Genomic DNA, 22,024 nt, shown 5'->3' on the forward strand with positions numbered 1-22,024 from the left:
CGCGGCCGTCGCGCGAGGTGGCCGCACCGGGCTGCACGATGGGCGGCCGCGTCACCCGAGGCGGGGGCTGCTGATGCGTTCCGGTTCGATGACGAGCATCACCCGGACCTGGTCGCGGCCGCCGAACCAGGGGTACGGCCCGCCGAGGTACTTCCGCGCGAGCGACTCGATGTGCTCGACCGCCCCTTCGGTGGTCACGCGCACCACGCGGCCACGGATCTGGACGTAGGAGTTCGGCCGGGTCGGATCGGAGACCGCGACCGCCACGCGCGGGTCACGCGCGACGTTGCGCGTCTTCTGGTGCGACGCGACGCTGTTGATCAGGACGTGCTCGCCGTCGGTGTCGACCCAGGTCTGGGTGAGCTGGGGCGAGCCGTCGGGCATCGTCGTGGCGAGGTAGCAGGTACTGGGGCGGCGCAGCAGCGCGACGACGTCCTCACCGAGGGATACGGGCACCGGTTACTCCTCCAGGCGGGCGGTTCGGCGGGGGACCCGCTGCCGACGGCCGGAGCCGTCGACGGACTCACAGCGGTCGCGGCCCGTCAAGTCCCGACCTCTCGTGTCACGTAAAGCAGGGGCATGACGTGCCGTTGCCCGCCAGGCCTAATCGAAACACGGGTCACGCGAACGTCCCCGGAAAGACTCCACCCCCTCACGAAGGATCTGATCTTCATGGCTCGCCGTTCCCTGACACAGCGCCTCGTCCTGCTCTTGGCTCCGACCGCCCTGGCGGCGGGAGGCGTGCTGATGCCCTCCAGCGCTCTCGCCGCTCCGGCGCCACCACACCTCGACGGAGCGACCGCGACCGTGGCCCCGCTCAGCGACCACGGGGACCGCGGCACCGCGCCCGCCGCCGTGAACTGGGTGCGGGCCGTCGACTCCTCCAGTGGCATCTCCTTCGCACTGCCCGGGAAGTCCACGCCGAAGCAACTGGAGGCCGGCGGTCTGCACGGACGTGTACACACGGCGCCGACCTCCGACGGCTTCGTGTACTTCCTCGTCGTCGACGTGAAGGGAGCCGGGCCCGCCGAACTGGAGGCGGTCGTCGAGGGGACCCGCGAGGGACTCGCCGAGGAGTACGGCGACACCACCTTCACCGGTCAGAAGCCCGGCACGAGGGACGGCCGCCCCAGCCTGGACGCGCATCTGACCAACGCCCGGAACCACCTCTCGGTCGAGACCACGCAAACCCTGACCGACGACCACGTCGTCCAGGTCGTCACCGTCGGCTCCCAGGCGGACGAGAAGGCCGTGACCAGGACGCACGAGCAGGCCGTGGACAGCCTGCGCATCCCGTGACACGGCAGGGGTGCGGCCGTCGGGCGGGGCGGCCGCACCCCTGCGGGCGATGCGGAGCGGCGTCAGAGCGCGGACCGGCGGCGCAGGACGACCACGACCGCCGCGCCCAGCCCCAGCGCCAGGAGGGCGCCGCCCCCGACGAGGAGCGTGCCGCCGACGCCGGTCGACGCGAGTCCGCCGCCGGAGGAACCGCCGGAGGAACCGCCGGAGGAGGAGGTCGAGCCGCCACCGCCGGTCGTCCCGGTGGAGCCCGTCGTGCCGCCGCTGCCGGAGGAACTGGGGCTCGGACCGGACGAGGGGCCGCCGGAGGACCCCTGCGTGCTCCCGCCGTCAGCGGTGGGGTTCAGGACGATCCATGCCGCGTTGTTCTCGTGGTTGGGCTCGTCCGGGTAGTCGAAGGGCTGCATCTGGATCTTGCCCTTGGCGTCCTTCACGACCTTGTCGATGCGCAGCTCGAACGGCCAGGTCAGGTTCACGTCCTCCCGGACCGGCGCGTGCGCCCAGCATCCGTAGAGCCCCTCGGTGTGGGGGTCGGGCCAGCAGTCCTCGGGAATCCTCGTCGCCGTGGCGCCCGGCGGAACGGTGACGTACGTGAGCATCGGGTCGTCGTCCGGCGGTTCGAGCCCGCGCACCCAGGCCGGGCCGAGGTTGCGGAAGCCGACGTCCACCGTCACCGTCTCCCCGACGGCGCCGCGCGCGGAGTCACCGGTGATCAGGATGTCGTAGGAGTTGTCGAACGGCAGCCACGCCGAGCCCTCGGTCCAGTAGGAGGACGGAGGAGCGTCGGGGACCTTCTCCAAGGTCAGCGGTGCGCCGGTGCCCGGCGTGTAACCGTCCGTCGCCAGCAGGGCCTTGGCCTTCTCGGCGTCGGCCGGAGCGAAGCTGTAGATGAACCTGTCGTTCAACGCGAACGGGAGGGGCTTCACCTTGAGGGGCTCGGCCACCGCGTAGGCCGCGCCCGCCTCGACGACGTCGCTGAAGGCGCAGATCGCGTCGGTGCCCTGACCCTGCAGGTCACCGTCCGTGGTGTCGCGGTAGACGCAGTTGCCGTGACGGTCCAGGAAGCTCAGCCCGCGGGTGCCGCGGAAGCGCAGCACCACGCCGTCGGCGGGTGCGCCGCCGGCGTTGCGCAGGCCCAGCGGCGCGTTCCAGGTATGCCCCACGCCGACACCGGGCGGTGAGAGCCGGCGGCTCACGATCCGCGAGTCGCTCACCACGACCTCGATGTGCAGGGGCGTGAACTCGACGCCCTCCCCCTCGCCCCTGACCGTGATCTCACCCAGTCGCCGCGGTGACCCGTTCGCGGGGACGTCGAGGCGGATACCGCCGATCACGTTGGCCTTCTCGCCCGCGCGGATCCGGTCGCCCTCGCAGGTGGCACCCCAGGGGCCCGGGCCGCAGGGGAGCTTCGCCTCCGCGACCTGCGCGAGACCCCCCACCTCGATCTCGATCTTGTAGTCGCCCTGGTGGACGACGGGCACCTCACCGTCCTCGCCGGGCTCCTCACTGCCGGGAGCCGCGAGCCGCAGCATGATCTGCGGCTCGGCCGGATCACCGTTGTCGCCCTGGAGCGAGAGATCCACGCGGCTCTCGCCGGTGATCCGCACCGGCAGGGGCGCCGGCTCACGCTCGGCGGCCAGCACGGGCGCACCGGAACCGGAGCCGGCCGCCACCACGGCGGCCGTCACCAGCCCCAGCATCGTCCGGACGAGGGATCTGCGGACGGGACGTCTCATCAACGCCTCCTTGTCGCACGTAGGACACCCAGAGGGGATGCTCTTCACCGAGCACTCACCTGTCCGACACCCGACGGACACCCTTCGTTGCCCCCTTGCGCATCACAGACCCGTCACGGCAGCCCTCAACGGTCGGCCCCCACCTGTCGCCTGACGTGTCGTCATCTGCGTCCCGGTACACCGCGCCGAGCACTCCGAGGATCGTCGCCCGGACGAACCCTCCGAGCAGCGCCCACCTCATGGGCACCCCGTCCGCATGGGGCGAGATGCACGCGGGTACATGATCAGCCCCCCCAGCCGCCGGCCGCCGAGGCGGCAACGCGGTGCACCTGTCCGGTCACGGCACCGGGGTGTCGATCATGTCCTGGTCGCGTCCGACCGCGACGGTCCACGCGAGGGGCTGGGCGGCGTGGACTGCAACGATGGCCAGACCAGCCCGGTGGGCACAGTATGGCTGGATACGCCGGTGGAACGGGTCGGCGGGCGGAAGGATGAGTGCGATGAGCCCAGCGCGGCGCCTGGACCACGCCGATCGTCCGGAGGACGGCGCGTCGGACCCGAGTGCGCTGATGGATCTGCTGGGTGTCGCCGCGGTGCTGGTGAAGGCCAACGGCCGGATCGACATGTGGAGCCCGCAGGCCGACGAACTGTTCGGTTACACCCGAGGTGAGGCGCTCGGACAGTACGCGGCGCAGCTGCTCCTCCACCCCGAGCACCGGGACGCGGCGATCGGGCTGTTCGCCGAGGTGATGATGACGGGCCAGTCCTGGGCCGGACCGTTCCCCATCCGGCACAAGGACGGCAGCACCCGGGTCGTGGAGTTCCGCAACATGCGGCTGACGGACAACCAGGGCGAGCACTACGCGCTGGGGCTGGCCACGGACCGGTCCACGCTGCTGCAGGTGGAGCGCAAGCTGGCGCTGTCCGACCGGCTGGTCGCGCAGGCGCCGATCGGGCTGTCCGTCCTGGACACCGACCTGCGGTACCTGGCCGTCAACCCCGCCCTCGCGTCGATGCACGGCTTGTCCGAGGCCGAACACATCGGCAGGAGGTTCCGGGAGGTCCTGCCCGGTGAGTCGTTCCTGAGCGCGGAGTCCTGCATGCGCGAGGTCCTCGACACCGGCGTCCCGGTGGTCGACCGGCAGCTCGTGGCCCGCATCGGGGCGGAGCCGCAGCAGGAACACGCCTGGACCATGTCGCTGTACCGGCTGGAGGACCACCGCGGGCACGTGCTGGGCATCGCCAACGTGGTGGTGGACATCACCGACCGGTACCAGGCGGCCAGGCAGGCGGACCGGGCGCAGCAGCGCCTTCGCATGATGGCCGACGGCTCGGCCCGCATCGGCACGACCCTGGAGGTGGAGCGGACGGCCCGGGAACTGGCCGACGTCGTCGTCCCCGACCTGGCCGACCTGGTCGCGGTGGACCTGCTGGATTCCGTCCTGCAGACGGGGCGGACGGATTTCGGCGACGGCCCGGCCCTGTTCCGGGCGCTGGCGGTGAAGACCGCCTACCCCACGGACGCCGCCGAGGCGGTCGTCGCTCCCGGGCGCCTCACGACGTACCACACCGAACACCCGGCGGCGCACTGCGTCCGCACCCGCAAGCCGGTCCTGATCACGCATCTGAACAGCGAGGACGTCCCGCGCATCGCCGAGAACGACCACGCCGCCCAGCTGCTCGCCCAGGCGGGTGTGCACACCGACATGGCGGTCCCGCTGATCGCCCGCGGACAGATCATCGGCGTCATGGGGATGGCCCGCGCGCGCAACCCGCAGCCCTTCGACAAGGACGACCTCACCCTCGCCTGCGAACTCGCCTCGTCCGCCGCGCTCAGCATCGACAACGCCGTCCTGCACCAGCACATCCGCAGCGCCGCCGAGACACTGCAGCGCAGTCTGCTGCCCCAGCTGTCGCCGCGCCATCCCGGGCTGGAGGTCGCCGCCCGGTACCGGCCCGCACTGGCCTTCAGCGAGGTGGGCGGCGACTGGTTCGACGTGATCCCCCTCGACGGCGACCGCACCGCCCTCGCGGTGGGTGATGTCATGGGCAGCGGCATCCCGGCGGCCACCACCATGGGCCGGCTGCGCACCGCCACCTCGACGCTCGCGGACCTGGACCTGGAGCCGGCCCGGATCCTCACCCACCTCGACAAGATCACCCAAGGGCTGGACCCGTACCTCGCCACCTGCGTCTACGCGGTCTACGACCCGCACGACTGCCGCCTGCACGTGGCCTCCGCGGGCCATCTGCCCCCGGTCCTGATGCGTGCCGGCCGGCCGCCCGAGCTGCTCGACCTGCCCACGGGCACGCCGCTGGGGGTCGGCGGCGTCCCGTTCGAGACCACCACACTCGACCTGCGACCCGGCGATCAGCTGGTCCTGTACACCGACGGGCTGGTCGAGACCCGTTTCGACCCGATCGACGAGCGCCTGAACGATCTCGTGAGCCTTCTGTCGTCACCGCACAACTCGATCGAGGAGACCTGCGACGAACTGCTCCAACGGCTCCGGGCCCCGGCCAGCCACGACGACGTGGCCCTGCTCATCGCCCGCACCCAGGCGCTGCCCGACGACTGCCGACCGGGGTCCCTCCGCCCGCTGTAGGCGGCGGGGAGGAGCCCTTGGAACGCGGGTGTCCTGCCACGGCGCCGTGGCAGGACTCCCGGTCATGGTGCGATCGCCCCTCGCGCGGGTCGGGCGTCAGCGGCGGTGGTGGTATCCGCGACCACCCCAGGACTCGCTGTCGATCTCACGGCCCCGCTCGTTGGACAGGATCACCGTGTCGAAGCGGTCGTCCCACACGTAGCGGCGACGGTCCTGGAAGACGTCGGTGCGGCTGTCGCGGCCGGTGCCGGTGTGGACGCGGACCGAGGACCGGCCGTCGAGACGGAAACGGTCGAACTCGTAGGTCCGGCCGTCCCGGTCGGACAGCGTCCAGCCGTCCAGGTCCACGCTGCGCCGACCGGTGTTGGTGATCTCCACCCACTCCCTGTTCAGGGAACGGTTGGAGCGGTCGTCACGTCCCGGCGGGTCGTACTGCACGGCGCTGATGACGACCTGGTTCCGGTCGCCGTGGCGGTCGCCGCGGCGGTCGCCGTGGTCGGCGGAGGCCGGCAGCGCGGTCACCGCCGCGAGGGCCCCGGCGGCGAGTGCGGCGGCCGTCAGACGGCGAGCGGTCAGGGAAGCAGACACAAGATCCCCTTCGGATCAGGACCCGTGGCCTTCTCCGGTGATCCGGGAGAGACCAGGGTGCGGGCTTCTCGGCCGGCGTCGGCCGAGGACCCACACCTTGCCGCGCGCACCCGCCCCGCCCAGGAAGCGCCGACCCGTGTTGCCAAATGCGGACATTTCAGCAACAGTCGGCTGTTTACTACACGGATCTGTACGAATCTTGTCCGTGCACTCATGGCCCCTGCACCGAAGCTTGCGCCGACCGGGCCAGGAGCCCGCGGGGCGCCGCACACTCCCCGGCCCTGCCCGTGGGCGTTCACCCGAAAGTGAGCAACAGCCCGGCACGGTTCCGGCCGGTCAGCCGAGGAGCGTGATCCCGATCATGCGCGCGCCGGTCTCCGTGCGCGGGCGATGCGCACTGCCCGGCGCGAACACCACGTAGCTGCCCGCCCCGAGACGCCGGCCACGGTCGACGAACTCCCCCGACACCACGTAGTAGCGCTCCTCGCTGTCGTGCACGTCCACGTCGGGCCACTCCGCGCCCGGAGCGAAGTCGTACATCCACCCCCGCGCCCGTGCCGTGGCCGGCAGCCGTCTGCGGACGATGCCGGGAGCGACCTCGGTCGGGTCGACCTCGTCGACGTGGACGATCTGCATGTCATCGGAGTCATGGCTCATGGAGATCATGGTCGCGGACGAGGTGCCCCGCCCCCAGGGTCAGAAATGACGCCCAGGGGTACTTTCCTGCCATGGGCCTTCACCGGGTGGTCTCTCTCTTACTGCCACCGCAGTCGACGTTCGAGCTGGCGTGCGCCGCCGAGGTCTTCGGCGTGAACCGGCCTGGCCTGCCCGCCCGTTACACGTTCGAGGTCTGCGCCGAACACCCCGGCCCGCTGCCCACACAGGCCGGTTACGACATGACGGTCCCTCACGGGCTGTCGGCACTGGAGCGTGCGCAGACCGTGATCGTCCCCGGCTGGCAGCGGCGTGCAGACGCCGCCCCGCCGGCCGTCGTCGACGCGATACGGCAGGCACATCGCCGCGGGGCCCGCATCGTCGCGATCTGCTCGGCGGCCTTCCTCCTCGCGCAGGCCGGACTGCTGAGCGGCCGCCGGGCGACCACCCATTGGCGCATGGCCGGCGAACTCGCCGCCCGGCACCCGGAGATCCAGGTGGAGCCGGACGTCCTCTACGTCGACCTGGGCGACGTCGCCACCAGCGCGGGCACGGCAGCGGGCGTCGACCTCTGTCTGCACCTGGTCCGCGAGGACCAGGGCGCCGCCTACGCGGCCCAGGTCGCCCGGCACATGGTGATGCCCCCGCACCGCGAGGGCGGGCAGCTCCAGTACGCCACGCCCCCGGCCCCCGACCGCGCGCCGGACACCCTGGCGCCCCTCCTCGACTGGGCCGTCGAGCGCCTGCACCAGTCACTGACCGTCGACGACCTCGCCTCCCGGGCGGCCGTCTCCACCCGCACGCTCGCCCGCAGGTTCGCCGAGCAGCTCGGTACCAGTCCCGGTCACTGGCTGCTTGGGCAGCGGGTGATGGCGGCCCGTGCCCTCCTGGAGGAGACGGATCTACCCGTCGAGGCGATCGCGGCCAGGACCGGGCTGTCCTCGGCCGCCAACCTCCGGCGTCGTTTTCAGTCCCTGGTGCACACGACACCCGCCGCCTACCGCCGGTCCTTCCGCCCTCGGACAGGTGGGGTCAACCGGCCTTGACGGTCGGTAGTTGGCGAGAAATCGACCCTCCCTTCCCAGCCACGGCACCGATTTCGTAACGGCGAGTGGGGCGCAAATCCTGCGAAACGGTCAACCGCTCGCCGGAGAGGGCTGGTTGCGCGCCGTGGGCGCACAGATATCACACCCGTGAGGAACGATGTTGATTTCTCGACGAAGTGAACTTGCCCCTGGGCTGGTCCCCTTGCCGGGGCCAACACACCAGATGCGGTGGCTAGCATGAGGCGCGCGCTTGAACCGGAGGGCGATCTACCGCCTCCCATGTTCTCGGTGATGCGCCAGTCGTGGACGTACTCCTGCTCTCACAGACCGAGGGATCGCGGAATGTCAGTGCCTGCTCGCCCCCGCCAGCGCCGTTCCGCGCCGGCGAAGCGCTCCTCAGGGGCCGTGATCCCCGCGGTCCTGGTCGTCACGGCCGCGGGTGCCGCCGCGGCCGCCGTCCTGGCTCCCGAGAGAGCGCGCACATGGGTGGCGGGCACCGCGGTCGTCGCCTGGGTCTGTCTCGCGGTCGTCGGCGTCACCAACTCCCTCGGCATGCGCCGGGCCCAGCGCCGGGCCGACGCTCTCGGCAGCGAGCTGGAGACCGCCAGGAGCACCTGGATGCGGGACGGCGCCGAAACGGATCAGCTGGTCAACACGACCCTGCCGACGATCGCCCGGCAGCTGAAAAGCGGCGCGAGCGTCGACGACGTGCTCTCCGGATCGCCCACGCCGTCCGACCCCTACATGCGGCGGATGCTGCACGTCTACGCCACCGAGCTCTCCGAGGCGGTGCGCCGGGCCGAGGACGCGCGGTCCGACCTCGAAGGGCTGCGGCGTGAAGTGGCCGCGTGGACGCGGGAACTCCAGCACGTCACCGGAAAGACCCTGCCCGCCGCGGTGGCCCTGCTGCGGGAGGGCAGCTCCGCCGAGACCGTCCTCGCCAAGCTCGAATGGCCGACCGACCCCCTGCTGAAGGCACCCGCCGAATCGTTCGTCCGCGAACTCGCCTACAGCGAACGCCGTTCCGCCGCCGCCCAGGCCGCCTCGGCCAAGGCGCTCAGCCGGGTCCAGGCCAAGACCGTCAGCATGCTCGCCGACCTGCGCGACATGCAGGAGCGGCACGGCGCGGACGTCTTCGGCGACCTGCTGCGCCTGGACCACAGCACCTCCCAGCTCGGTCTGATGACCGACCGGCTGGCACTGCTGATGGGGGGCCGTCCCAGCCGCGTCTGGAACAAGCCGATCGTCATGGAGAGCATCCTGCGCGGAGCGGTCGGACGCATCGCGGCCTACCAGCGGGTGCGACTGCACAACTCCAGCAGGGCCGCCCTCGCCGGCTTCGCGGCGGAGGGGGTCATGCACCTGCTCGCCGAACTGATTGACAACGCTGCCAACTTCTCGCCGCCCATCGACGAGGTCCACGTGTACGTGGAGGAACGCAGCGCCGGTCTCGTCGTCACCATCGAGGACAGCGGTCTGAAGATGTCCGACGCCGCCATGCGCCGCGCGGAGGAGTCGGTCTCGGGCCGGATCACCGACCTCGCCTCGCTCCAGGGCACCCGGCTCGGACTGGGTGTCGTGGGCCGGCTGGCCGCCAAGTACGGCATAAGCGTCAACTACCGGCCGTCCTCCCGCGGGGGCACGGGTGTCGTGGTCCTGCTGCCGCCCCAGCTGGTGGCCCAGCAGCGCGAGCCGGTCACCACGGAACAGCCGCGTCGCGAGGCCGGCCCGGCCGAGACCGCCCCGCCCGCCCCGCCCGTGGAGGTGCCGGCCCAGCGCCCCCAGGTGGTCGCGCCGGCGGACGTGGCGCCGGAGGCGGAGATCCCGCACAGCCGGGGCACTGCCACCCCGAACGGGCTGCCCGTACGCGCGCCAGGCCGCACCATGGCCGAGGCGGACCTCGCGCGGCCACGGACGCCGGCCGGGCAGGAGCGCGCGCACACCGCGGACTCCGGTCCGGCGCGCGACGCCGGGAGCCGGTTCGGCGCCTTCCACCGCGGCCGCCAGGCGGGAGGCTCCGGGGACGACCCCGCCGCCTCCTCCGGCCCCGACCCGCTTGCCGAGGCGGATGACTAGTCCCGGTCCTCCGCACCGCCCGGGGCACCTCTGCCCGCCTTCCCCGCACTGATTCGCCGCACCCCGTTTGATTGGAGGAACGGGTCGGGTGACCGTACCAGCGGTCAAGTCCCGCCCCGCCCGTCATGGAGACCACCGACAACAGCCTCACCTGGCTCTTGATGAACCTCTTGGAGCGCACGCCGGGCACCCGTCACGCCCTCGTGCTGTCCCGGGACGGCCTGAAACTGTGCTGGACGGAACATCTGACCATGGACCAGGCCGACCAACTGGCGGCCATCTGCTCCGGCATGCAGGCCCTCGCACAAGGCGCCTCCGTGGAGTTCGGCGACGGGTCCGGCGGCGTACGGCACTCCATGACCGAGTTCCACGGAGGCCTGCTCTTCATCGTCGACGCCGGTGAGGGCGCGCACCTCGCCGTCCTCGCCGACGACGACGCGGACCCGGGTGTGGTCGGCCACCAGATGACGGAGCTCGTGGACCAGATCGGCGACCACCTGCGGGCCGAGCCGCGCACGACCGTCACACGGAGTGCCTCCGCGTGACGCGCAAGCCCGTGGACATCGGCGTCCCCGACCGGCTCCACACGGTCACGGGCGGTCGCAGCGAGGCCGACGACTCGTTCGACCTGGTGACGCTGATCGTCAGTGAGTGCGAGCCCACGCCGGGGATGCAGTCCGAGCACGCGCGGATCCTCGAGCTGTGCCGGCACCCGACGGCGCTCGTCGAGCTCGCGGCCGAGCTGAAGCTGCCCATCACCGTCGTACGGATCCTCCTCGGTGACCTGCATGACATGGGCAAGGTGAGTGCTCGTCACCCCCGCGCGGCCGAGTCCGTCGCGGCTCTCCCCGAAACCGCCCTGCTCCAGGAGGTGCTCCATGGGCTCCGCAACCTCTGAGCTGCCCTCGCAGCGCACGCCGCTGGCCGATGCGGCCGAGACCGGATTGAAGATCGTCGTCGTGGGGGGTTTCGGCGTCGGGAAGACGACCCTGGTCCGCTCGGTGAGCGAGATCCGGCCGCTGAACACCGAGGAGGTGATGACGCAGGCGGGTCAGGGCGTGGACGAGACGGCCGGGGTGGAGCGCAAGACCACGACGACGGTCGCGTTCGACTTCGGGCGCATCACCCTGAACGAGCGGATGGTGCTGTACCTGTTCGGCGCGCCGGGCCAGGAGCGCTTCTGGTTCCTGTGGGACCGGCTGTTCTCCGGCACGCTGGGCGCGGTGGTCCTGGTCGACACCCGGCGCATGGCGGACTCCTGGTACGCCATCGACCGGCTGGAGCACCACAAGACGCCCTTCGTGGTCGCCGTCAACCGGTTCGACAGCGACGCCAGCCGGTTCTCGCTCGACGAGATACGCCAGGCGCTCGCCCTCGGTGACCACGTGCCCATGGTCGACTGCGACGCACGGGTCAGATCCTCGGGCAAGGAAGTGCTGATCACCCTCGTCGACCACCTCTACACACTCGCACTCTCCCGTGAGGGGACATCGTGAGCGACGACACCGGCGCCCCGTCCACGAGCACACCGCCACCGGGCTGCCCCGCACACGCCTCCGCCGTCCAGCTGGGCGGTCTGGAGTACCAGCAGACGCCCTCCCAGCTGTATCGCGCCATGCGCAAGGAACACGGGGCGGTCGCGCCGGTGCTCCTGGACGGCGGCATCCCCGCCTGGCTCGTGCTGGGGTATCCCGAGGTCAGCTACGTCACCAGCCACGACGAGTTGTTCGCCCGGGACTCCCGGCGCTGGAACCAGTGGCCGAACATCCCCGACGACTGGCCCCTGCTGCCCTTCGTCGGCTACCAGCCGTCGGTGCTGTTCACCGAGGCCCAGGAGCACCAGCGCCGGGCCGGTGTGATCACGCAGGCGCTGGAGGGCATCGACCAGTTCGAACTGGCCCGTGAATGCCAGGCGATCGCCGAGCAGTTGATCACGGCGTTCGCCGGCAGCGGCCAGGCCGAGCTCATGGGCGCGTACGCGCACGCCCTGCCCGCCCGCGCGGTGCTGTGGATGTGCGGAATGCCGCAGGGAGGGGCGGACACCGAGCAGCTCGTCGACGATCTGCGGATCTCCCTCGACGCCGGTGAGGGCGACGACCCGGTGGCCGCGTACATGCGCGTCGGGGCGCGCATCGCGCAGCTGGTCAAGGAGAAGCGGGAGAGCCCCGGTCCCGACGTCACCTCGCGGATGATCCTCGACCCGGCGGGTCTCACCGACGAGGAGATCGTCCAGGACCTGATCTCCGTCATCGCGGCGGCGCAGCAGCCGACGGCCAACTGGATCTGCAACACCCTGCGGCTGCTGCTGACCGACGAGCGGTTCGCGGTGAACGTCTCCGGAGGCCGGGTCAGCGTCGGTGACGCGCTCAACGAGGTGCTGTGGCTGGACACTCCGACGCAGAACTTCATCGGCCGCTGGGCGGTACGCGACACGCAGCTCGGCGGTCGGCTCATCCGGGAGGGCGACTGCCTCGTCCTCGGGCTCGCGGCGGCCAACACGGACCCGCAGATCTGGCCGGAGGCGCATGTCGGCGCGGAGAACTCCGCGCACCTGTCGTTCAGCAACGGCGAGCACCGCTGCCCGTATCCGGCGCCGCTCCTGGCGGACGTGATGGCCCGTACCGCGGTGGAGACACTGGTGGAGCGCCTGCCCGATCTCGTACTGGCCGTGGAGCCCGAGCAGTTGACGTGGCGGCCGTCGATCTGGATGCGCGGGCTGACGTCCCTGCCGGTGCAGTTCACGCCGGCGCTGTGACAGCCCCTCCGCGGGCCGGTGGATCCTGGCGGATCTCCGGCCCGCGGAGGGCGCTGGTGCCGCCGCCGGGCCCGCGGTCAGCCCGCTACCGGGGTGAAGCGGACCGGCAGCGACTGCGGTCCGCGGGTGAAGACCCCCTGCTCGGACGGGTCGAACCCGTCGGCGAGACGAAGGTCGGGCATGGCGTCCAGCAGGTCGTTCAGGCCGGTCTCGACCTCCGCCTTGGCCAGCAGCGCACCGACGCAGAAGTGCCTCCCGAGGGCGAAGGCGAGGTGGTCGGCGGCGGCCGAGAACGCGGACGTGGTCGTGAGGTCGTCGCGGAAGATGTCGAACCGGTCGGGCTCGCGGAAGCGACGCTCGTCCCGGTTGGCCGCACCGATGAGACAGGTCACCGTGGAGCCCTGCGGGATGGTGCCCCCGGAGACCTCGACGTCGGTGGCGGCCTGCCGCATGATCATGTGCACCGGCGGGGTGAAGCGCAGCGTCTCCGCGAAGGCGGCCGATATGAGGCTGCGGTCCTCGCGGACGGCGGCCAACTGGTCGGGGTGCGTCAGCAGGTTGGCCAGGATGCTGGCGATGGCCTTGTCGGTGGTCTCGCCGCCGGCGGCCAGCAGGAGGCTGCAGAAGGCCTTGATGTCCTCGTCGCTCATCCGTACGCCGTCCACCTCGGCGGCACACAGCGCGGACAGCAGGTCGTCGCCGAGGTTCTCGCGCCGCTCCTGGATGATCGGAATCATGTACTCGGCGAACTCAACCCGCGTGCGCTCGCCGGCGGCGGTCACCTCGGCGTCCCCGGACAGGTTGCCGAGGAACGCGATCACCGCGGTGTACCAGCGGTGGAAGCGGGCGTGGTCGGCCTTGTCCAGGCCCAGCATGTCCGCGATCACGTTGACCGGGAACCGGGTCGCGTAGTCGCTGACGATGTCCGCGGACCCCGATCGCCGGAAGGCGTCGATCAGCTCACGGGAGTTCCGCTCGATGACCGGCAGGAACTTCTCCTGGAGGTCGCTGCCGCGGAACGCCGGTGCGACGAGGGCGCGCCGCACCGCATGTTCCCGGCCACTGAGCTGGAGGATCGTCTTGCCGTGGACCGGCTCCAGCTGCCAGTTGTAGTTGTCGGTCGTGAACTCGGACTTCTTGTCCTTGAAGACGCGTTCGACGTCGTCGTAGCGGGAGATGATCCAGCTCTGGGTGGCTTCGTGCCAGATCAGCGGTTCTTTCTCCCGCATGACCGCGTACGCGGGGTAGGGATCCGCGGCGAACTCGGGCGAGAGGATGTCGGGTACGTGCTGGGCCGTGGACATGGAACTCCTCGAAGTAGATGCATGCCGTCGCACAGCAGATTATTGATCTTTCCTTGGCTCAAACAGGCTACTCCTGGCCGTAGTTGAAATCGTGACCGATCTTCGTGAGGGCCCCCGGGTCGGCGGGCGGCATGGTGTCAGCCGTCAGCGGGGAGGAACAGAGGCCAGGGACGACCTCCGCGCCTTCCGGGGTGAGCGGTCGCGGAGAGCACCCTCAGTGACCAGGCTCATGGAAAGCAGGGGGAAGCGTCGTGGCGCAGACTTGGTTGCCCCTTCTGGTGGCGATCGTCGGCGTGCTGGGCACTCTGTGCGCCGCACTTGTCACCCAGGTCAGGGCTGACCGCGTCAAGCGGCTGGAGATCGACGCACTGCGCGGGCAGCACGCCGAGGATCGGGCACACGACGAACGGATGCGCGCACTGGAGCTGGCGGACGCCCGTGAGCAGCGGGCCGAGGCGCACCGGGCTGAGGCGCGCGCCCGGCTGCGCGCCTGCTACGTCACCTTCAACACCGCGGCCCGGCAGTACCAGACCGCACAGATCAGCTTGCTCCACGGACTGCGCGCAGGTGCGGGTGTCGATGAGCACGTCGAAGCGCTGGAGGAGGCCCGCACGCTCTTCCGCGCGAGCTACGCAGAAGCGCAGATGCTCCTGCCCGGCCCGGTACTGGACAATGCCTCGACAGCGAGCCGCAAGCTCAACGACGGCTACGGCGCGCTGAAGCGGTCACTTGCCCAGACGCCGCGCACGCCGGTTTCCTCCGAATGCGAGCAGCAGGTCCAGTCGGCCTGGGTGGTGCTGGCCGAGCTCCGGCGGACGATGCGCCGCGACCTCGGTGCCGACGACACGCCACTCTGATTCCGCCCGGCGCGGCTAGTGACCGTGATGCGCGAAGGCGGACCACACCTCCAGTTCATCCATGCCGCGGCGCTCCGCCTCCTTGAACACGTCGTCGAACTCCGCGAGTTCGCCCGGCACCGCCCGATGCGGGTCCAGCATCCACAGCTGTGCGGCCCGCAACGCCTCGCCGGCCGCGTCTCCTGCGCGTAACCGGTGGTGAAGGACGAGCATCAGTGCGGTGGTACGAGGATCGTCGGCCACGTCCCAGCGCGATCCGACCACCGCGGTGGTGCCGGAGCTGAGGAAGGCCGTGGCCAGTGTGAGCGCCTCGTCATGGTCACTCACCGTAAGGTCACTGGTGCAGTTGGCGAGAACGACAGTTCCCCCAGGCGTCCTGGGATCGCGATCGGCAGCCTTCGCGAGCACGTCCGCGACCGTGACGTGTCTCCCGGCACTGAGCCGGAGCACCGAGTCCGCGGGCGAAGGCCCGGTGTCCGCGTGACAGTTGACATGGAGGAGAGCCACCGAGGACCGGCCACCGGGCAGAAGGGCGTGCAGGGACTCCGGCACGGGAGGCAGCGGGGGCGGCGCATCGGCGGGTGCGTGCGAGCCGATACCTCCCACGAATGTCGTGCCCTCGTAGAGCGAGCCGATCAACGCCGCCTCCCGGTGCATCCGCCAGGAGCCATGCGGGTCGGCGACCACGGCCACCGACCCCTCGCCGACCCGGGCGCGCGGCCGGTCGACCACCTCCATGAGCTGACGAGCGGTGGCACTGTAATGGACTGCAGCCTGCTGACACGCGAAAGCCGCACCGGCCGCACCGGCCGGGCAGCGGGCCGCGTGCCACGGCACCGCACCGAGTGCCCCCACCGGCGCCAGCACCAGCCGGGGCGTCCCGCCCACCCAGCCGCGGGCTGCGCACAGCACGGGACCCATCGCCACTTCTCCCGCCCAGGAGCAGAGCGCGTCGAGCGCGTCCCGCCACCGCTGCTCCAGTCGCACAAGTCGGCGTTCGTAATTGGCGTGCATGACCTCCGGATCGCCCGGAGCGGGGCGGTCGTCTGCCCGGCCGGCGCTACGGAACGCTTCGGCGGCACGGCCATACGCGCCGAGCGGGCCTTCCGCGGAGATGACGAGTCCGGGCAGCGGGAGGGCTTTCACCACTCCCGTGGCACCGATGACCACCGCGTGCCCGGTAGTGCCTGCGCCATCGGTGCCGTCGCCCGCTTCCGCGCATTCGCCGGATACGAGGTACACCAGCGCGTCACGCCCGAGTCGGCGTAGCGCCTGCCCGACCCTGCCTGGGCTCGGAGCGGAGACGAGGCGCTTCTCGGCGGCGCTGCCGGCGAAGGCCTCCAGTACCTGGCGGCGCAACCCATCGGGCACGGTGTGCCGTTCGGCGCCGCTCGCCGCGTCCTCCCAGTGCCGGGCCAGCTCGGCGTGCCCGCCCTCACGCAGCAGCTCGGGGACCGTGACGCCGACCGTGGCGGCGTTGAGGACCAGTCCGCGCCCGAGTTCGAGCGCCTCGTACGCCGTCCGTGGCTCCTCATCCTCCAGACTCCAGCGCACGAGGCGGAGCATGTCCGAGGCGACCGCGCGGGCGGCCTCGAGGGCGTGCCCTGTGCCCGACTGGAGCAGTACCGCGCGGCCGTGTGCGTGGAGCAGCGAGCGGGCTCTGTCCCGGGCGTCCCGGCGCTGGCCGGCGTCACTGGCGCCGAGCGCACGGTGGGCGTCGGCCAGCGCCCGGAGGACCGCCCGGGCGAGCGGGTCGCCGGGGGCGGTGTGCAGCACCGCCCACCGATCGCGCAGCAATCGCAGTGCCCGGTCGAGGTCCGCGGCGTCACCGGTGCGCCCATGCCGGGTCAGCAGCAGGATGCCCAGGCCGTAGGCACTACGGCTGCGGGAGCCGTGGTATTCGTGCGAGCCGTGCTCGGTTTCGTTGCCGAGCACGGTGACGGCGCGGTCGAGCAGGGCGTCGACAGCTCGCTCGTGGCTGCCGACCGGATCGTCGGCACCAGTCCCGCGCGCGCCACCGATGCCGTACAGCTCGCGCAACGTCGCCGCGGCCCTGAGCAGGAGGCTCGGGCGTTGCATACCGTCCTGCGGGCAGGCGGCGGCGACGTCGAGGAGTTCCTCGGCGGCAGCCCTTGCGGTTGGCAGGTCGCTCATGGCGACAGCCCCTTCCCACCTGCGTCGCAGGAGCTCTGCGCGCAGGGCCGGGCGCCTGGGGTGCCCGTCCGGGAGCACGCTGAGCGCGGCCGCGGCGTCGTCGACCGAGGATCCTGAGCCGTTCAGCACGCGACCCGCCACCGGTCCCGTGAAGACGACGGCGAGCAGTTCCGCACGGAAGGAGGCCGTCCACTGCGCGGGCACCGGCCGGAAGAGGCGCGCGGGCACCCGTGGATCACCCGACGCGGCGAGTAGTTCGCACAGCGGAGGCAACGCCACGTCCGACGAAGACCGTTCCAGCAGGTCACCGTACGCGAGGGCGGCGGCGTCGAGGTCGGTACGGTCGCCGAGAAGGAGATGCCGGTCCAGCAGCAACCGTGCCAGGAACTCGGAGCATCGGTCCGCGAGGGCTGCATGTGCCGAGACAGGGTCGCCGATCGTGCCGAGGACGGTCACCGCCCTGCGCGCGAGAGAGACGGCGCTCTCGAGGTCCTCGCCGTCGCGGTTTCGCAGCCAGAGGTGATGGTGCAGCACGGCCAGGGTCGCGGCTGCGGCCGCGCTCATCGGCTCACCGGCCCCGACCAGTTCGGCCACTCGGGTGGCCGGTACGGCGAAGGGGTCAGGCGTGCCGTCGCCGAGCAGAACGGCCGCGTCGAGGTCGAGCACAGGGGCTGCGTGAAATGTCGTCGGACCGCTGGACGGAGCGGGGCCGGCGCCGTGCGCCGGATCTCCACCGTGCGGCCCGGGCGGGTTTGCTGCCCGAGGCGAACCTCCGGTCGTCGCCGCGGCCCCCCGTACGCCCTCCCCCGGTCCCCGATCCCCTGCTTCCGGTTCGCCCCACGATGTAGCGCCGAGGAAGAGCCCGAGCAACCGCCGTACGTCGCCCGCGCCGAACCGATGCAGAGCAGCTTGCACCGGTGGGCGCAGCGGCGAGTTCGGCGGGAGGAGGGCGAGCGCTTCGCTGAGCGCCGCCCGCGCGGACTTCCGCTCCGCCTCGGTGGCCTCGCCCGCTTCCTCGACAAGGAGCCCCAGGACGCCCGCGACCCCCAGCATGATCACCCGTAGCCCCAGCGCCTCGGGCTCCAGCCCGGGGATGGCTCGACGCAGCCGTTCCGACCAGGCCCTGGAATCCGCCACGGAGGGCGGACCACTCGGGGAGCGCAACAGCCGCACCATGACGAAGAGAAAGACGAACAAGGGCTCCTCCCCGTCCTGCGAGGAGCCGAGTAGCGCGTCGAGCAACAGCATGTCGTCCTCGACGGTCGGGAACCCGGACACATCCGGCACCAAGGGGCCGTTGCGGTCGCTCGAGGCGCGCAAGAAGGGTTCGGTGTACCAGACCCGGTACATCAGCGCGATGAGGAAGGCACCCTTGAAGTCGGCGTCCCCCAGCCCGTCGCTCTCGGGCAGACGTTCCAGCGCCACTCGCATGCAGCGCAGCGCCTCGCGCAGCGCAGCGGGTTCGACCACGGGGAGCCGGCAGGCGAAGTCCAGCAACAGCGCGACACCGAGGAATCCCTGGGCGTAGAGGTGGAGTTCGTCGTCGTGTGGGTAGAGTCCCGTGCCCGTGCGCAGCAGGTCGACAGCTTCGCGGATGTCCGCCACCACCTGCGGCGCGGTGCGCTCGAGCGCCATTGCGGGGTTCGGCCGCCCGCTCGTGACGGCGTGGTCGGCGACACCGTAGGCCAACGGAAGCCCACGTCGCACGGCACGTTGCCCGAGGACGATCGCGGCCTTGAGCACGGCCGCGGCCCGGTCGTCGTCCTCCGGCCCGATCAGCGGTACGAGCTGCCGCGCGCACACCGCGAGCCGGTCGTGCCCCCGGTCACCCAGGACGCCTTCCGACAGGTCCAGCCAGAGCAGTTCGACCAGCGTGTCGAAGTGCGCCACGAACTCCTCGTCCACCGGTGCACCGGGAATTGCGCCATCCCCGGCCACACCGCCGACGCGCATTCCGGAGAGGGGCGGTTCCACCGGCATCGCAGCGCGATGGGTCGCCAGCACCTGCTCCAGCAGTTCGACGGCGGCCGCGCGGTCCTGCGCCGGAGCGGGGTCGCCGGGACGCTGTGCGCGCCGGTTCTCCTCGGAGCGCGAGCACAGGGCGTACACCAAGCTCTTCCTCAACTCGTGCCTGGTCTCGTCCGGCAGTCCCGGGAGAGAGAGCACCGCCCGGTACCAGTCGATGACGCGGCCCTGGTGCCGCTGCGAGGTGGAGAGTTCGAGCAGCAGGTCACAGACCATCCCGCCAAGTTCCGCCGCACTCGCCGAGTCGTCGCCGTCGAGCAGCCCCGGCAGCAGGTCGAGCAGGCCGGCCGCTTCCTCGGCTCCGGCTCGTTGCGTGGCAGGAGAGGGGTCGGCACGTACGCGGTCGTCGAGTTCGAGGAGGGAGAGCTGCACGAAGTCGAAGGTCACGGCAGGCTCCAGCGAGGGATCGAGATCGTCGGCTGCCCGCGCGGCGCCGAGCAGGGCGAGGGCTCTGCCGCGGTCGGCGAGTCGTTCAGGACTGCGGTGTTCCGCGCAGCGCGACCTGTCCGACAGCACGAGGCCGAGGACGGCCTGGCACCGAGCTGGTTCAGCGACGACCCCGTGGTCCGGTCCGTCCAGGAGGCTGCCCAGCAGGCGGACGATCCGGTCCGCGTACCGCTCCCGAATCGGGTCTGACGGGGCACGGCTCCACAGGTCGGCGACCTGGAAGGCCCACTCGCAGGTCAGATCGACCTTCGCGAGCTGCCCGGGTTCCGGGCCGCCCTCACCACACAGGTCGGCAGCGAGCGTACACAGCGTGGCGAACCGCTCCTGCATGCCGTCGAGTCGGAACCCGGCAGGTGCGAGCGCGCAGCGGATCGCCGCGACGGCCAGAGACATCTCGTACAGCAGGTGTCGCTCATCAGCGTCCGTCACCGTGTCGGACAGCGCGGCGAGCAGGACTTCGGCTTCGCCGAGTTCCCAGGGATCCGGTCCCGTGCCCGGCTCCTGTCCGGCCCACGCCGCCAAGGAGCGCTCGGCGGCCTCCACCAGCCGGGCGACCCGCTCCAGCGGCTCATCCCGGCCGGAACCGCCCACTGTCTTCTCCACCATTCCCCCGATTCGCCCCGCACCCGCACCCGCACACGCACACGCCGCACTCCCGGATTCGCACCGGGCGCCGCGTGCTGACGTAATTCCCCCCGGCCAGACTCGGCTAATGCTATACACCCACGCAATTCCCAAGTCCGGCCAATTGTCAAAAGAACCGTACCTCACTACCGTACGGGTCCATCCGGATTCCGGAAGGGGGAAGCATGGACGAGTACGAGGAACGACTCCTCATGGCGCTGACAAGAGATCGACAAGAGATACGAGGAAAAATCAGCCCGGAGAACCGGAACCAACTCGACGCATTGCTGGACCTGGCGGCCGAAGGGGGCGAGGAACGCCGCCAGAGGGCAGTCGCCGTTGCCGTCGCGGCGCATCTGCGCGCCGCCCTGCCCGAGCAGGAGGTCCTGGCAGTCCACCGGCGGTTCTCGGACACGGTGACAGCCCCGCCGCATGAACTGCTGGCCAGGCTGACCTCGTTCAGCGGCCGCTCAGCAGCTCTGCACGGAGCCGGATCGGCCGCGGCGGACGGGGAGGACGCTCTGCCCTCGCCGTACGAACGGCTGCTCGCCGAGCCCGCACTCTCCGAGGACGATCTACGGGAGAACTTGGGTGTGGAGGCCACGGCGCCCGAGCTGATCCGGCTACGTCGGAGCGATGGCACGGAGACTCTGCCGGCCTTCCAGTTCCACGGCGATGGCCGACCCCGGGACGTGGTCGTCGCCATCAACCGCATGCTGGGCGCACAGGACGATCCCTGGGGAGTGGCCGACTGGTGGCTCGGCCCCAATCCTTGGCTGGCCACGTCCCCGGCTTCCCTGCTCGGTGCCGGCCTGGACGGACAACTGCTCGCCGCGGCGAGCGTGGTGGGAGAGGAGGACTGACATGGCCCGAGGTGCACGACTGCCCGATGTCGGCACGGCTGAACCGAGGCGGGTCGACTGGGAGGCCGGAAGGGTCCTGTACAGGGTGCACTCCCGCAAGCGCGCGGCGGTCGACTTCAACCCCACGCCCCAGGACCACCACTTCGGCGGCGGACGGTTCGACAGCACGCCCAACGATCTCTACTCCTACCTGTACGCGGCACCCGAGCCGACGACGGCGCTGGCCGAAAGGCTGCTGCGCGACATCGCCTTCGACGGCGAGAGTCCCACCCGTGTCCTGCCGCACAAGGAGCTCGAGGGCAAGCGGCTGTCGCAGATCCGGCTGGCTCGAGACGTGGCGCTGGTCTCGATACGGACCCTGTTCGAACTCAACGCCGTCCAACAGGACGACGACTGGCTGGTGCGGTCCAAACCCACGGACTACGCCTTCACACGCCGCTGGGCGCACTGGCTGCGTGCCGAGGCGCCTTGGGCGCAGGGCTTCCTGTACGAGTCGCGGCTCGCCTTCCCGCAGGCGTCGTTGGTGCTGTTCGACCGCTGCGCGCACAGCAGTCTGTTGGAGGCCACCACCGACGAACCCCCGCGCGACCTCGACGAGTCGGACACCGTGCGGTGGGTCGACGAGCAGCTGAGACAGTTCAGGGTCAGGGTCGGACCGCCGGCCGTATCCCACGCCTGACGTCGGCAGGCATCGGGGCCCGGCATCGGCGCCCTCGGGTCCCGCCGAGCCCGGCCGGGCGAAAACCGGGCGCCTTCCGGGCTTTTCCCGGGCGTCTGGACGAAACCGCACTCCGACCGTCCGTCCCCGTGCATAATTTCCTTCCAGTAACTACCCGGGCGGCCCAGCTCCGCCCGGCATCTTCGGTGCGGAATGCACCTGCATTCTCCCGCTCCTCATTCCAGCAATGCATTGACGTGTACAGCCGGGACACTTAAACGGCCATGAGAAATCACAGACTTCTCGCGTACAGCGATGCTTCGATCCTGCAC

General features: G+C 71.0%; 17 protein-coding genes. 11 read left to right on the plus strand and 6 right to left on the minus strand.

The features are described from left to right. Positions 1-51 precede the first annotated feature (51 nt). Positions 52-456 carry a PPOX class F420-dependent oxidoreductase gene (locus ACIP2X_RS10355; protein WP_401670095.1) on the minus strand — a complete coding sequence of 135 codons (405 nt, stop codon included), beginning with the start codon at positions 454-456 and terminating at the stop codon, positions 52-54. A gap of 216 nt (positions 457-672) precedes the next feature. Here ACIP2X_RS10355 and ACIP2X_RS10360 point away from each other — a divergent pair, with 216 nt between their 5' ends. Beyond that, positions 673-1,299 carry a hypothetical protein gene (locus ACIP2X_RS10360; protein ID WP_401670098.1) on the plus strand — a complete coding sequence of 209 codons (627 nt, stop codon included), beginning with the start codon at positions 673-675 and terminating at the stop codon, positions 1,297-1,299. A 62-nt stretch (positions 1,300-1,361) separates the two neighbouring features. On the opposite strand, the gene ACIP2X_RS10365 is transcribed toward ACIP2X_RS10360, so the two are convergent. After that, positions 1,362-3,035, minus strand: a complete 1,674-nt coding sequence (locus ACIP2X_RS10365) for a hypothetical protein (RefSeq protein WP_401670101.1) — start codon at positions 3,033-3,035, stop codon at positions 1,362-1,364. A 500-nt stretch (positions 3,036-3,535) separates the two neighbouring features. On the opposite strand from ACIP2X_RS10365, the gene ACIP2X_RS10370 reads away from it, so the two are divergent. Continuing rightward, on the plus strand, positions 3,536-5,641 hold the full coding sequence (locus ACIP2X_RS10370) for a SpoIIE family protein phosphatase (RefSeq protein WP_401670103.1): 2,106 nt from the start codon (positions 3,536-3,538) through the stop codon (positions 5,639-5,641). Positions 5,642-5,737: 96 nt separating this feature from the next. Here ACIP2X_RS10370 and ACIP2X_RS10375 read toward each other — a convergent pair whose 3' ends face one another. Both ACIP2X_RS10375 and ACIP2X_RS10380 read right to left on the minus strand, forming a co-directional pair. Next, the gene (locus tag ACIP2X_RS10375; protein WP_401670105.1) at positions 5,738-6,229 is read right to left on the minus strand and encodes a lamin tail domain-containing protein; all 492 of its coding nucleotides are present in this window, start codon (positions 6,227-6,229) and stop codon (positions 5,738-5,740) included. A 336-nt stretch (positions 6,230-6,565) separates the two neighbouring features. After that, positions 6,566-6,886, minus strand: coding sequence for a cupin domain-containing protein (locus ACIP2X_RS10380; protein ID WP_401670107.1), 321 nt, complete (start codon positions 6,884-6,886; stop codon positions 6,566-6,568). Positions 6,887-6,957: 71 nt separating this feature from the next. On the opposite strand from ACIP2X_RS10380, the gene ACIP2X_RS10385 reads away from it, so the two are divergent. The 6 genes from ACIP2X_RS10385 (at position 6,958) to ACIP2X_RS10410 (ending at position 12,760) form a co-directional block, all read left to right on the plus strand. Beyond that, positions 6,958-7,929: a helix-turn-helix domain-containing protein gene (locus ACIP2X_RS10385; protein WP_401670109.1), complete on the plus strand. Its 972-nt coding sequence runs from the start codon at positions 6,958-6,960 to the stop codon at positions 7,927-7,929. A gap of 342 nt (positions 7,930-8,271) precedes the next feature. Beyond that, positions 8,272-10,005 carry a sensor histidine kinase gene (locus tag ACIP2X_RS10390; RefSeq protein ID WP_401670111.1) on the plus strand — a complete coding sequence of 578 codons (1,734 nt, stop codon included), beginning with the start codon at positions 8,272-8,274 and terminating at the stop codon, positions 10,003-10,005. Between the two features lie 125 nt (positions 10,006-10,130). Continuing rightward, the gene (locus ACIP2X_RS10395; protein WP_401670113.1) at positions 10,131-10,550 is read left to right on the plus strand and encodes a roadblock/LC7 domain-containing protein; all 420 of its coding nucleotides are present in this window, start codon (positions 10,131-10,133) and stop codon (positions 10,548-10,550) included. Further along, the gene (locus ACIP2X_RS10400; RefSeq protein WP_401670116.1) at positions 10,547-10,903 is read left to right on the plus strand and encodes a DUF742 domain-containing protein; all 357 of its coding nucleotides are present in this window, start codon (positions 10,547-10,549) and stop codon (positions 10,901-10,903) included. The genes ACIP2X_RS10395 and ACIP2X_RS10400 overlap by 4 nt, the downstream gene beginning before the upstream one ends. Continuing rightward, the gene (locus ACIP2X_RS10405; RefSeq protein WP_401670118.1) at positions 10,884-11,501 is read left to right on the plus strand and encodes a GTP-binding protein; all 618 of its coding nucleotides are present in this window, start codon (positions 10,884-10,886) and stop codon (positions 11,499-11,501) included. The genes ACIP2X_RS10400 and ACIP2X_RS10405 overlap by 20 nt, the downstream gene beginning before the upstream one ends. Next, entirely contained in the window at positions 11,498-12,760 is a 1,263-nt protein-coding gene (locus ACIP2X_RS10410) for a cytochrome P450 (RefSeq protein ID WP_401670121.1), read from the plus strand. Before ACIP2X_RS10405 ends, ACIP2X_RS10410 begins: the two co-directional genes overlap by 4 nt. A 77-nt stretch (positions 12,761-12,837) precedes the next feature. Here the strand turns inward: ACIP2X_RS10410 and ACIP2X_RS10415 are convergent, their stop codons facing one another. After that, complete coding sequence (locus ACIP2X_RS10415; RefSeq protein ID WP_401670124.1) at positions 12,838-14,064, minus strand: cytochrome P450; 1,227 nt, start codon at positions 14,062-14,064, stop codon at positions 12,838-12,840. Positions 14,065-14,315: 251 nt separating this feature from the next. On the opposite strand from ACIP2X_RS10415, the gene ACIP2X_RS10420 reads away from it, so the two are divergent. After that, positions 14,316-14,921 (plus strand): hypothetical protein, encoded by a 606-nt coding sequence (locus ACIP2X_RS10420; protein ID WP_401670127.1) that lies wholly within the window; start codon positions 14,316-14,318, stop codon positions 14,919-14,921. 15 nt (positions 14,922-14,936) lie between these two features. On the opposite strand, the gene ACIP2X_RS10425 is transcribed toward ACIP2X_RS10420, so the two are convergent. Continuing rightward, a complete protein-coding gene (locus ACIP2X_RS10425) occupies positions 14,937-20,153 on the minus strand; it encodes a CHAT domain-containing protein (protein ID WP_401670129.1) in 5,217 nt (1,738 codons plus the stop codon). Positions 20,154-20,356: 203 nt separating this feature from the next. Between ACIP2X_RS10425 and ACIP2X_RS10430 the strand changes: the two genes are divergently transcribed. Together ACIP2X_RS10430 and ACIP2X_RS10435 are read left to right on the plus strand one after the other, a co-directional pair. Beyond that, on the plus strand, positions 20,357-21,034 hold the full coding sequence (locus ACIP2X_RS10430) for a DUF3168 domain-containing protein (RefSeq protein ID WP_401670132.1): 678 nt from the start codon (positions 20,357-20,359) through the stop codon (positions 21,032-21,034). A 1-nt stretch (position 21,035) separates the two neighbouring features. Beyond that, on the plus strand, positions 21,036-21,713 hold the full coding sequence (locus ACIP2X_RS10435) for an RES family NAD+ phosphorylase (RefSeq protein WP_401670135.1): 678 nt from the start codon (positions 21,036-21,038) through the stop codon (positions 21,711-21,713). Positions 21,714-22,024: the final 311 nt, after the last annotated feature.

The sequence above is a fragment of the Streptomyces sp. NPDC089424 genome, assembly GCF_044749345.1.
Taxonomy (GTDB): domain Bacteria; phylum Actinomycetota; class Actinomycetes; order Streptomycetales; family Streptomycetaceae; genus Streptomyces.